This window comes from Paenibacillus campinasensis (genome assembly GCF_002272015.1).
In the GTDB taxonomy this organism is placed as follows: domain Bacteria; phylum Bacillota; class Bacilli; order Paenibacillales; family Paenibacillaceae; genus Paenibacillus_AQ; species Paenibacillus_AQ campinasensis.
On sequence record NZ_NPBY01000082.1, the window covers coordinates 15212 to 27933 of the forward strand.

The 12722-nt window shown below is 51.6% G+C and carries 9 protein-coding genes and 1 pseudogene; 6 read left to right on the top strand and 4 right to left on the bottom strand.

All coding sequences use genetic code 11. The features are described from left to right. Positions 1 to 94: 94 nt before the first annotated feature. Positions 95 to 1471, bottom strand: coding sequence for a helix-turn-helix domain-containing protein (locus tag CHH67_RS23115; protein ID WP_095267729.1), 1377 nt, complete (start codon positions 1469 to 1471; stop codon positions 95 to 97). Between the two features lie 226 nt (positions 1472 to 1697). Between CHH67_RS23115 and CHH67_RS23120 the strand changes: the two genes are divergently transcribed. Together CHH67_RS23120 and CHH67_RS23125 are read left to right on the top strand one after the other, a co-directional pair. After that, on the top strand, positions 1698 to 2309 hold the full coding sequence (locus tag CHH67_RS23120) for an RNA polymerase sigma factor (RefSeq protein ID WP_095267730.1): 612 nt from the start codon (positions 1698 to 1700) through the stop codon (positions 2307 to 2309). After that, positions 2270 to 3241 carry a hypothetical protein gene (locus tag CHH67_RS23125; protein ID WP_095267731.1) on the top strand — a complete coding sequence of 324 codons (972 nt, stop codon included), beginning with the start codon at positions 2270 to 2272 and terminating at the stop codon, positions 3239 to 3241. The genes CHH67_RS23120 and CHH67_RS23125 overlap by 40 nt, the downstream gene beginning before the upstream one ends. 93 nt (positions 3242 to 3334) lie before the next feature. Here the strand turns inward: CHH67_RS23125 and CHH67_RS23130 are convergent, their stop codons facing one another. Next, entirely contained in the window at positions 3335 to 4270 is a 936-nt protein-coding gene (locus CHH67_RS23130; protein WP_095267732.1) for an ArsR/SmtB family transcription factor, read from the bottom strand. Positions 4271 to 4387: 117 nt separating this feature from the next. On the opposite strand from CHH67_RS23130, the gene CHH67_RS23135 reads away from it, so the two are divergent. Beyond that, positions 4388 to 7198: a glycoside hydrolase family 2 protein gene (locus tag CHH67_RS23135; protein ID WP_244908308.1), complete on the top strand. Its 2811-nt coding sequence runs from the start codon at positions 4388 to 4390 to the stop codon at positions 7196 to 7198. Between the two features lie 222 nt (positions 7199 to 7420). Here the strand turns inward: CHH67_RS23135 and CHH67_RS23140 are convergent, their stop codons facing one another. Continuing rightward, entirely contained in the window at positions 7421 to 8593 is a 1173-nt protein-coding gene (locus CHH67_RS23140) for an MFS transporter (protein ID WP_095267734.1), read from the bottom strand. Between the two features lie 304 nt (positions 8594 to 8897). Between CHH67_RS23140 and CHH67_RS23145 the strand changes: the two genes are divergently transcribed. After that, positions 8898 to 9488 carry a TetR/AcrR family transcriptional regulator gene (locus CHH67_RS23145; protein ID WP_095267735.1) on the top strand — a complete coding sequence of 197 codons (591 nt, stop codon included), beginning with the start codon at positions 8898 to 8900 and terminating at the stop codon, positions 9486 to 9488. A 15-nt stretch (positions 9489 to 9503) separates the two neighbouring features. Continuing rightward, positions 9504 to 9601, top strand: a pseudogene (locus CHH67_RS27245) (transposase); the annotation flags it as partial. Between the two features lie 220 nt (positions 9602 to 9821). On the opposite strand, the gene CHH67_RS23150 reads toward CHH67_RS27245, so the two are convergent. Further along, positions 9822 to 10481 carry a M50 family metallopeptidase gene (locus CHH67_RS23150; protein WP_095267736.1) on the bottom strand — a complete coding sequence of 220 codons (660 nt, stop codon included), beginning with the start codon at positions 10479 to 10481 and terminating at the stop codon, positions 9822 to 9824. Between the two features lie 168 nt (positions 10482 to 10649). Between CHH67_RS23150 and CHH67_RS23155 the strand changes: the two genes are divergently transcribed. Continuing rightward, a complete protein-coding gene (locus CHH67_RS23155) occupies positions 10650 to 12617 on the top strand; it encodes a TerB N-terminal domain-containing protein (RefSeq protein WP_095267737.1) in 1968 nt (655 codons plus the stop codon). Positions 12618 to 12722 lie beyond the last annotated feature (105 nt).

Sequence of the window (12722 nt, forward strand, 5' to 3'; positions counted from 1 at the left end):
CTTCTAACCTCCGCCTATACCGTGTACAAACAAAGTGAGGAATATAGTAGGGATTGTAATGACAGCAGGTAATATTACGCCACTAACAATTATTTTAGTAAACTTTTTGTTCATGAGATGTACACACCTCTTCGTTTAATTTTTTAAATCTTTGCTGTTGAGCAGAGTCAGCTATGTTTCTATATTGGTTAAACATAGTAAGGCATCTTATGATAGTTGCTTCACTATTTATTTTAGCAGAGAATTCTAATCCCTCAAGTAAATAATCTAGTCCATTTGATTGATTATTCCGCAAATAGTATTTTCCTAGATCAGCTAGGAATTGTGCATATTGCTCAGCCATGATCGGTTTATTGTATTCTCCGAACACGGTGTAATAAGTCTTATAGGGAATATAATCCTGAAAACGGATTAAAATCGAATCAATGTTGCAATCATATTTATTGGCGGCTCTGACTATATAACAAAGACCAACAAAAATTTCGTCAGGTCGTTCAGATAGATATTCAATGTAATCTTGCAAAATTTCTGTTTCTCCGGATAGTAGGCGCAATAGATACTGGTTGGCGGTGGAGAACTCGTTAAATTGCTTAATAACAATCCTGGATTCTTCCGAATCCTCCTGAATCCAACTGTCCGCATTGCAATATAATGTGGCATAATATATTGCTTTTTTATACTCTCCGAAATGCTCGTAAACGCCAGATTGCAACAGTCGAGCATAAAGCATATAAAAATATATAGGGCGAGCGGGTTGTTTTTGATCAGTGTGTTTGCATTTGGAGCGAAGCAAGAGATCATATTGTATGGATGCAATACGATACATTTCCTCTGATAATTCATTAACCTTCCCCCACTCATGCAAAGAGGCATATACATGAGCCAGATGCTTTAACCCTTCTAATTGGTCAATTTCATCCAGGCGGTCTACATAGGGCTCGAACAAAGTAGCGGCGCGTAAATTCTGTTTGAGATCGTCACCTAAAGAGAGGAGAAATAAACGGTAATGACAAATAGCCAGCCGCTCCGAGTGTTGATATTTCTCAATAATACTTACACCGCGGTAGAGTAGCTTTGCTGCTTCTTTCATATCCTTGGCAAAGAGTTCCTCTGCCACATCAAAAATCATAGAACCATAGCTGATGTCCTCCAGCAGATTATGTAAAATGATTTCAATACAGTCGAGCCGTCCAATTTCCGCGGAGCGGATCAGAAAAGGGCGCAGTCTCCGCCAGTTCGGTGCTGCCAAGGTAAAGCACTCCTCGGCGAAGCGGGAGTAGAAGTGATCCTCTTCTAATTCCATAGCTTTGGTAATAGCATCCAGTTGACTTACGGAAAGAGGTTGATTTTGGTTCGCGATTCGGCTTAATGATCCAGAATTGATGTTAGCTTTAGCAGCGAACTGAGTCAGGGTTAAATTATTGTCTTGTATGTATTTTAATATCTCTGCTCGTATTGTGTTCAGTACCATATAGAACACCATCCTTTGAAATCCATTATCTGGATTAATAAACCACATATATCAAAATAATATATACTAATTTTACATTGGTCAATATTTCCTTCTGTAATTAAATCTGGTAACCGAAATCCGGTGTTAACCTCTCTCTTCATCATAAAAATAGCGGCCGCATCAGGATGGTTGGCAGGCAGATTTTTCACTCGTTAATTGTTATACAGATAGATACCTAAAGGAGGTGGGTCTCACGTTACAGGAAAATCAACAAGACGCCAGGCAGATCGAGAGCGTCGTTGCGAGTGTCCAGCGGGGTGAAACCGAGCGGTTTGCTATCATCATCGATGCCTATCAGCAGCAGATATTCCGTTATTGCTGCAGAATGCTGGGCAATGTGCAGGATGCGGAGGACGCTGTTCAGGATATTATGGTGAAAGCCTACCAATCGATCTCGAGGTACAGGCCGGAAGTCAGCTTCTCTGCTTGGCTGTACCGTATCGCCTGCAATCACTGCCTGAATCTATTGCGGAGGCGCAAGCTGCATAGGCAGATCATGAACATTTTCAGACCGTCGCTTCTGGCCGCAAGTCCCGAGCAGGAGATGGAGAAACGCCTGTACAGCTATCCCTTGGAGAAGGCGCTGGCGGAGTTGACGCCGGAGGAACGAAACATCCTCGTATTGCGTGTGCTGGAGCAGCGGTCTTTTGCCGAGATGAGTGAGATTTTGCATATTAGCGCGAATGCGCTGACGAAACGGATGACAACAATCAAACGAAAGGTGCAGGCGGCAATGGCTGCAGAGGAGGAGATGACATGCCAAGAACCGAATTCGGTCATGAGCACGAAAATATGATACGAAAGCTTGCCCGTGAAGAGCATTTGCCAAACATCGATGTGACGGAGAGGGTCATGCAGCGAATTCATCACAGATCGTCTTCCAGGCCATGGCGGAGGCTGCTCAGCCCTATGGGCGCCGTAATGGGGATGTGTGTCTTGCTGCTGGTATCAGCAACGGCTTACGCGACCGCCGAGTTTATTCAGATACGGAACGCAGCCGGAGAAGTCAAGGTTCAGTACGTCTCCCCGGAGTCCAGGCCGGAGGCCGCGTCAGGGGACGACAAGTTTAAGAAGCAGGTGCTGGCCGAGGCGCAGCCCGGAGAGCTTATCGCTTATTACGTCAAGGACAAACGTGTGGGCGGAGCCAAGGCTGCCGGAGAGCAGGCTTCGTTGAAGTTCGCCTATAAGGAGCGGAAGCTGGAGGATTATGGAGCGTTTGTCCGGGAGATGAACAGAGTGGACGTCCCTGTGATGCCGGAGAAGATCGGAGAATACCTGTTTGACTACGGCACGGTACGGCCCTATTACACGGTCAATTCGATTGACGGGGATGTCTCGTTATACAACCGCACGGTCGCCGAATTGACAGCCAGGGCGCAGTCGGAGGCAGGCCGCCTGTTCATGGCGTCGATCCCGTGGACGCGAGCGTCGTCGGTAAGCGGGATATACTCCCTGGAAGGGGCGCATATCGGCATCCATGCCATGATGCTGTACGGCGCGGATGTCAAAGTTCAGCAAGAGGCGGAGAATGAGGCCGAAGTATTAGAACTGGGCTCCCGCACCATCATTTACAATGATGTTCAGAAGGAGCATGTTCAATACCGTTATCTGAACTGGTACAACGAAGAACAGGATGCCTACTACTCCCTGACCATGGATGGCGGGAAAACATTAACCAAGGAACAGCTGCTCAAGCTGGCCGAGGAACTGATGAATAACGGTTTATAGTCTCATGCTGCACAACGAACCCCCGGTGCCATCCGCTATACGGATGGCACCGGGGGTTGTTTGGTTGTTGCGGCTGTGAAGGAGGTGCCCCAGCTAGGCTCCCTCATGATTGCGTACAAAGGACAGCACGATGTCCTGGGGATGATCCCCAAAGCCGGAGCCGAACAGGTTCATGCCATTGGGATGAGCAGCATCCCGGCTCACCTCGAAGCGTACGCGGATCGGACGGTTGAACGACAGCTCCAGGTCCCCGATGGTCGTAGGACTCGCATCCTGTCCGTTGACCTGGCTTCCGCTGCCGGTGATGCGCCATTCGGTCAACAGGCCGTACTCGCTTCCGCTCCTCCATCGCTCGGGGGTGAGCTTGCCTTTGCGGTCTCCGAAATCGGCGGGGCTCGTCCACGTTCCGACAGGGAGATCGTTGATGATCAGCGAAATATCGGAGGGCCAATTCGAATTGAAGGAAGGGGCCTCCGAGCACAGCTCCGCGCGCAGGCGAAGCTCGTCGAGTGCGGCGCCGGGCGGCATCGGATTGGCGAAATAATATTCGACATAGCCCGCTCCCGAGAACCACAGAAGTGCGGCCTCGGTTCTCTCTGGCATGTAGAACGCGCGCGGATCGTCAGGCGAGCCGATCAACGATCCGTCCCTCGCGGCCATGCCGCAGGTAGGCTCAATTGAGCAGTGTGAGAACATGCCGATCGGCATATGAATTTCCTCGATTCGCTGCAGTCCCTCACCCGGCCTGGTCGGCAGCTCCAGGAAGATCGAGCGGCAGGTGACGGCGCAAATCTTCTCCCGATTCGCCCCTTGACTGGACACAACGAGATCGGCCTGCTCCAGCATCTGAACATTGATGGAAACGGTCGGCTGCGCAACGCCAAGCACCTCGGCAAGTTGACCGACACTCATCGGTTTTTCCCCCAGCGCTTCGAGAATCCGAACCCGGACATCGCTAGACAATGCTTTGGCTACTTCTACAATCCGCGAGGCGGGATAACGGTAGGTTTCCTGTTTCCATTCACTCATCGTCTCGTTCCTTTACTGAAGAGATTGTATGGTTCCAAGTGTACACTGAAATTTATATATTGTAAATTTATAATATACATTGCGATTTTTATATATAGATGCTAGAATAGGGGCAAATTGAAACCAAAGAAAGGTTGTGTTGTTATTATGGCGATCCCTGCAGCACCTGCCATTTCTACAGAAATCCCGCGTCCGGAGTATCCTCGACCGGATTTTGAACGAACCGATTGGTTGAACCTGAACGGCAAATGGTCATTCCAGCTTGAAGATTCGGCAGCAGATGCAACGCAGCAAGGAAGCGGCTCTGACGAAGCATATGCGCAGCGGGCTGGCGGTGCGGCGGCTCTGTTCGACTCCGAGATCCAGGTGCCGTTTTCCTGGGCAAGCCCGTTGTCCGGTATCGGAAGCGACACGAAGGGCGTCGGCTGGTATCGGCGGGCGGTGCAATGGAAGCCTTCTGAAGAGGGGGCGAATGTTGTTCTGAAGTTTGGCGCCGTGGACTACCGCTGTGATGTGTGGGTGAACGGCCAACATGTTGGCGCTCACCAGGGTGGCTACAGCCCGTTCGAGTTCGATGTGACCGCTGTGTGGCAAGCAGAGCAGGAGAATGTCATTGTCGTGCGTGCGGAGGATAATGATCATGACTACCAGACCCGGGGCAAGCAGGGGTACGGGGAGATCAGGGGCATTTGGCAGCCAGTATGGCTGGAGTCTAGACCGCATACGCATATTCGTCAATTCAAGTTTGAGACGGCTATTGACGGAACGGTTCAGCTCACCACGGTCATTCATGCGCATGAAGCGGGGAAGGCAGAGCTTGAGCTGTCTTTCAGAGAAGGGGCAGTGAGCCATAAGGATGAGTGGGAGCTGGAGCAGGGATTGAACGAGCACACGACCCGGTTTCAGGTGAGCGATCCGCAGCTATGGAGCCCGGAGAACCCGCATCTGTATGAAGGCGCGCTCCGTCTGTCCGGATCGTTCGGGGAAGATGTGGTTCATACGTATTTTGGCATACGCGAGATCGGCACAGCCGCATTCGAAGGGCGGGACTATCGCTGGATTACGCTGAATGGCAAGCCGGTCTACCTGAACGGCACGCTGGATCAGTCCTATCATGCGACAGGCTACTTTACGTATCCGACCGATGAGGAAATGCGCGATGAGATCTATTTGATGAAGCGGCTCGGGCTGAATTTTGTCCGTATTCACATTAAGCCGGAGGAACCGCGCAAGCTGTACTGGGCGGATAAGCTGGGCATTCTGGTGATGGAGGATATGCCTTGCTTCTGGGGCAATCCGGATGAGCAGGCGCGTTCCGCTTATGAGAGCGAGGCGCTAGAGGTGATCCAGCGCGACTGGAACCATCCTTCCATTTTCTCTTGGGTGATGTTTAATGAAACGTGGGGTCTGCGCACGGATGGCGAGGCTGCCGGAGTCACAGGAGATGCATCGCAGCAGAGATTCTATCTGCCGGAGACCCAGGAATGGGTGCGAGCCAAGTACAAATGGGCCAAGGAGCTTGATCCGACCCGTATTGTAGAGGACAACTCCCCGTGCAACTATGATCATGTCGAGTCGGACATCAATACATGGCACTTCTATCTCAATGGATATGAGGTCGTTCGGGAGCATCTGGAGGAGGTTGTGCAGAAGACCTATCCGGGATCGAGCTTTAACTATATCGACGGCAATGTGCAAAGCGACGCGCCGCTGATGAACAGCGAATGCGGCAATGTGTGGGGCATTCAGGGCGGCGCTGGCGACAGCGACCTGGCTTGGCACTACCGGTACATGCTGAACGAGTTCCGTCGCCATGACAAGATGTGCGGCTTCGTATTTACGGAGTTCCGCGACGTGACAAATGAGTTTAACGGGTACTACCGTCTGGACGGTACGGACAAAAAATTCGGATATGAGGATTTTGTGCCCGGTATGACGATTGCAGATTTGCATACGGCTGATTTTGTTGTTATCGACGCTCCGCCTTGCCAAACGGTGGAACAGGGATCGACGGTGGCCGTCTCGCTGCTGGGATCAAGCTACTCGGATCAGTATCATGGTCAGCAGCTCCGCCTTGAGTGGGAACTGTCGCATGACGATGTGGGGACGCGGATTGTCTCCGATTCGGGTTCACTGGATGTGGCATGGAAGGGTTACGGCGTATCCCCTCTGGCGGATCTGAACCCGCGGATGCCGCAGCAGGATGCGGTAGCCGTTCTGGGCGTTCGGCTCCTGGATGCCGAAGGGCGTGTAGTGACGCGGAACTTTATTACATTTGATGTGCGCGGGGCACAGGACGGGGACACGGATGCAGAAGGAACAACGATCCGCATTCCGGTCGGCGACTTCCGTGAGCACTCCTTCGAATATATGTGGGATGCGCTCCAGGGCGCCAAGGTAAATGGCGGTGGCGAAGGGCGGTTCGTCTACGACGTCCAGCTTCCGGGTCAGGAAGAAATGCCGTTCATCCGCGATATTGAGGTGCTGTTCGAAGCCGGGGCGAAGCATCTGCTGGCGCGCAATATCGAAGGCGAGCGGCTGAATCCGGATGGTACGGACTATATGCACGGGGCGTCGGCTAACGTGGAATACAATCCGAGCACCTATTACATGACGGATGAAGAGATGCACTCTTCCCGCGTATCGGTCTGGGTGGACGGTGAACAAGTAGGCCAGTTCGTGCTGATGGACGATCCGGCCGACAGCCGCGGCGTGCTCTCCTGGCATTACCAGCCGGTTCATAACCGGCTTGAGGAAGCCGGCTCTTACGGATACCTGTGCCGGGCACAGGTGCCGGGGAGACTGGCCGCGTCGCTGAACCACAAGCGCAGCTTCCAGCTGGAGCTGCGGGCAGAGGAAGGCGGCATCAGTCTGTACGGCCGCAATGCCGGCCGCTATCCGCTGGATCTGCAGGTGCGTTGCCGGTAACATCCAGGCGGCAGACCGATGTCTGGCTGGCTGGCAGTAAGAAGGCAAGCATCATAGAAGGCGACCAGGGGCTTCCGGGTTGACCGAATCACGAAAGAGGCTGTCCCAAAGTCATCGTAGATGACTAGGGACGGCCTCTTTTATAAGGAAGTAATAAATATTAAAATTGTAGCCTCCGCTATAAATCCATTTCTTCTGTTATTAAATATTCGATGTTAAGCATTAATTCGCTGACTCTATCGCCGGATACCGTGATGACATGCTGGACAATACAAACACGGCAATGATAGCGATGAGTACGCCGATTATACCGAACCAAGTAATGGATGCAAGAGAAATATGGTTAACGATCAGCCCGCCGATTCCTGCGCCGAAGGCCATGGCAAGCTGCATCATGGAACTGTTCAAGCTTAGCATGACGCCCGAGGATTCAGGAACGAGCGTAATCAGATTGAATTGCTGTGCCGGAGCCGATGACCAGGCGGCAAAAGACCAGAGGATCAAAATGGCGAATACGGCAGTGACCGACTGTCCGACGAAGGATAGCAAAATCAACGAAATGACGTGAAGTACCATCCCTGAAACGAGCGTGAAAAGAACGCCACGTTTATCCGCGCTGTAGCCGCCGACTTTCGACCCAATCAAGCTAGCGATGCCGAACACGAGCAGGGCTGCGCTAATCAATGATTCATCTAAATGAGTCACTTCTAGCAGAAAAGGGGAGATGTAGGTATAAGCGAGAGAATATCCCCCTAACCAGAAAAAAGTAATCGCCAATGCAACCAAAACCTGAGGTTCTTTTAACAAAGCTAATTGCTTGATCAGACGAACAGGCTTGTCGCCCTGAATACGTGGAAAGACCGAAGCAATAACAAACATGGCTATGACCCCGACAATTGCGATGGCCAGAAATACAGATTTCCAGCCAAAAGCCGAGGCTACCAATCTGCCGAGCGGGACTCCGATAATGAGCGATGCAGTTAAGCCCATGGTGACGTTGGCGATAGCGCTGGCCTGCTTGCCTGGCGAAGCGATTTTGGCGGCGATGCTGAGCGCGTTAACAGTAACCACCCCGGCACCTAACGCCGTAATGATTCTCGCCGCAATGAAGAAACCAAAGCCGGACAATATAAATGTCAGCAGATTTGCAGCAATAAAGAAGCCCAGGGAATAAAGGAGGAGCTTGCGCCGGTCCATTTTAGCCGTCAGCGCCATTAGAATAGGCGTTCCGACCGCATAGGCCAGAGAATAGACTGTAATGAGCTGGCCTGCTGCCGCAACGCTTGTTCCTAATGCCCCTGCGATCCTGTCCAAAATCCCGGAAATAACATAATTAGATGTTCCTACTAAAAAGGTGATCAAGACTAGAACGTAAATTTTCCATGTGCTTTTCATCATTCACACTCCTGATGTGTTTTAAAAATCTCGGGACTATCGTTACTAACCGACAGGCGGTCTCGAATAATATAAAACGTTTGTGCTCCTTCGTAGCGACTGTTATGAAACGGACATGGTTCTCTCTCCTTTTGTAAAAAGCGACATTCGTATTGCTTCTATACATCACTAGTAGCTTGAACAACACGTGTTGTATTTGTATGCTATAATAACAACCGAATGGTTCGCAATCATCAATAATCTTGAACCGTTGTATAGACAACACCGTTTCTATAATGTCGTTTTACTGGGGGGGATCTTAACCATGACAATTAATAAGAATCAAGCAGATCCTCGTGTGATACGTACACGGCGGCTCCTTCAAGACGCTTTTGATTCCTTAATTCAAGAAAAAGATTTTGATTCGATAACCGTTAGGGATATTGCAGAGCGGGCTACTGTTAACAGAACGACTTTTTATGCGCACTTTGTAGATAAATTCGAAATTCTTGAGGCCAGATTAATGGAATCATTTATGACGATCATAAATCGTAAAATAAGTGGTCATGAAGTTTTAACTGAAGAAACAATTCGGAGTATTTTCCTGGGGTTATGCGAATTTCATAAGGATCTAGGCACTATATGCAAAAAAAGAAATACATCGCTTGTACCTGCATTCGAAATTCAAATAAAGAAAAAAATTCAAGCGATACTTCTTTCCTTGATAGACAAAGACAAGATGCTACTGACTCCAAACACGCAATTCTTAATAAATACGGCTTCTATCATGTTAAGTTGGGGGATGTATGGTGCGGCTTACGTATGGAACAATGAGGGGCGTCTAATAAGTGCGGAAATATTCGTTGAGCAGACTATGCCCTTAGTGATGAACGGAGCCAAAGAATTGCTGGGATAGGTTCTGTCGCTAATGAAGAGCAACCGGAATTTCCGGCGACTCTTGCTTCGCGGCTTACCAAAAGTAAGTTGGAAGTCGGGTGGCTTTCGTTTGCCCATAATCTGCTCAAATAGGCAATGATGAACCAAAAAGCGCGAGTCTCGGGGGCTAAGTAACCTTCAAGACTCGCGCTTTTATGCTTAAAGTTAGAGACAAGGCCATCCCTGCCTAGAAAAAACTACGTTTAGGACTGCTCCTTTTATTCATATTGATGAGTACCGGAAGGCGAACGAATGGTGTTGCAGTCATTTGACTCGCTTCTGGTACTGGTCTAGTTCTGACTTCTGTCAGCACCTATCTTTTTTGCCAGAAGAACTGAAGCGCCACCTTGGCACACCACAGGGCAAAGAGAAAGAAGAGCAGCGCCCACACAATCGCAGGCAAAAAGGTTAAATTCGCCAGATTGGTGGCATCGCCTGCATGTCCGGGGGCGGTCAGCGCCCGCATGCCCAGGCTTAACGGCCCGACAACGGATTCCTCCAGACAGAGGAAGGCGAGCAGCAGATAATAAAAGTTGCGTATCCGGACACCGAGGAAGTAAAAGATCAGGTTGATGACGATGAAGATGCCAAGCCACCAAACACCGTACCCCGAGCGCACGAAGAAGATGAGCATCACCAGCGCAAGCCCGGTAATGAGCAGCAACCCCTGCTCCTGCTTCTTCTTGGCATACAAATAAAACATAAGGATGGCAAATAACGATGCAGATATATATCCTGCCAGAGACACGATGATCGGTCCCCAGCCGGCAGTCAGAACAGAGTAGGTAACACCGCTGTGGTCCGGGTTCAGCTCAATGCTGAGCACACGCCCTGACATCAGAAGCGTCACAAAGGCGTGCCCGAGCTCGTGAATCATCGTATCCAGGATGCGGAACCAGGAGGAGAATGGAATTAGCCGGGTCAAGAACGCGGCGACTGCAAGAAATAACACTGCTTTGAGCCATTTATTCATTGGGAAGTTTCCTTTCCAGCTATCGTCGGCTGACAAATGGATTCAGTATATTATAACATGATCGGGTTCATAAAGATTCGCGCCGTTCGCTCCCGGAAAAATGCGAAAATACATTCGGGTCCGCTCGTAAAATGGTATAATTGGAGTTATGATGGAGGTTCGTTAAGGATGAGTGAAACGAGTAAACCTAATGACATTCACAATAGACATGTGCGCCATAAAGTCGTGACCGAGGGCGGCGTCCGGTTTGCTGAAATCGAGCTGGGCGGCGAGGAGCGGGATCTGCCGCTTCCGACCCGGGAGCCGGATCTGTTCGATTCGCAGCTGGGGCAGGGGAGCGATGCGGCGCGTTCCGGTGCGGGACAGTCCGGTGTCGGCGATAGCCCTGCCTCTCTTGTACAGCCGGAGGAGTCGCTGGACTTGGACTGGAATGAAAGCTTTCGCTACATATCCAGGGAGCAGCAGTTTGTGCAGCAGGCCAGAGAGCTGGCCTGGCATGTGGAGGAAGCGGCGCCGTTTGTCCCGTTCAAAAGCTACTGGCCTACCTATGATCAGATGACGCGCGACCAGCACAGGTGGTATTTCTACTGGCGGGAGGAGGTGCGGTCCGGACGCTATCCCGACACGGACTTGTCCTACCTGTTTATCTATGTGTATGAGCTGATTCACGGCATAGGCTGGAGCGATCCGGCGCAGGGCTACGCGCTGATGAATGCGGTATGGGAAGCTTATCGCGGACGTTATCCGAAGCTGGATACGTACTTGCGGGAGTGGCTATATGATTTTATGCTCGTTCATGGCCTGGATATGCCGGTGAAGGAGATTCCGCAGCGTCTGCCGCGAAGCCTGTCCAGCGTGCTGAAGGAGCTCGAATGGCTGCGGCGCTTCTCGGCTGATCCGGTGGACCTCGGCTGGGATTACCTGCTCGACATCATCGATTATGATGTGGAGAAAAGCCGCTTCTACCGGGAGGGCGGACGCAAGGCGCTGCAGCAGCTGTCTCCGAAGGTGATTGCGCTGGCGGACAGCTACTCGGCCCGCTATGAGGGGGGGCGCCTGATTGAACGTTATCGCCCCCGTCCCCGTCAGGTGACGCGGTATTTGTTCCGCAGCGCTGTATATGATCATGAGATGTATGGACGGACGGCAAGCGTGACGGTGCTGATGCTCAGCGAGCATGCTCCGCTTCGAAGTTACATGACCCAGCTTGTCCGGCTGACGGAGAACAAGCTGCGGGAGCTGAAAGGTTATAAAGGCAGGCTCCGAGGGATTGAGGTGCCAGCGGAACTGGAGGAGCTGGTAGGCCGTTTTCTGAAAAAAGAGTTGCATCAGGAAGCCGAGGATGAGCGCAAGAAATCCGCGCCGGCCGTGAAGATTGACAGCCGGAAGCTGCGGCGGCTGCAGCGGGAATCGGACGAGGTGCGAGATATGCTGCTCACGGACGCTGCGCATACGGATGCAGCGGTATCGGCTGCTGCCACTAAGCAGCAGGCAGAGGCTGCTGCGGCGTTGACCGATTCGCCGGAGGAGCGGCAAGGAGTGCGCGAGGCAGCTGGGAAGGCGAAACCGCTGGAGCGGGAGACCCCGCCTGCCAAGCGTGGCGGCAGCGAGCAGGCGCCGCTGTTCCAAGCGGTGATGGATTTTGATACCGAACCGCCAGTACGAGCGCCGTTGGCAGAGACTTCCGTGCATCCAGCGGCGGCGGCATCGCCAAACTCGGCAGAGGTGCCAGCGTCTTCAGAATCGTCAAAGTCGTCAAAGTCATCAGATTCGCGAGAATCGTTCGCAACGTCAGATTCCTCAAAGTTGCCTGTCCCGCCTTCATTACTGCCAGAACGGCCGCTTCATGTGTCTGAGCAAGGCGAGGTGATGTGGAACACCGCCTCGCTGGATGAGGAGTGGCAGCAGCTTGCTGAGCGGCTTGCGCCTGTTCATCTGGCGCTGCTGCTTGCGCTCAAGCACGGGCCGGACCGGGAAGCGATGCAGCGGGCGGCGGATCAGGCAGGCTCCATGCCGGAGCTGCTGCTGGATGAGATTAACGATGCTGCAATGGATACGATTGGAGACCTGTTGGTCGACGGGGATGCCATTGTGGATGAATATAGGGATAAGTTCGAAACATTGATGCGTGTCTGAGGAAATGAAGATGAGGATACAGATGAGGATAAAGTTTTAGTCGGCTTAGAAATCAGCATGTGAAACAGCATGCTACGCGGAGGGCCGGAGGAAGGATCAGAACGA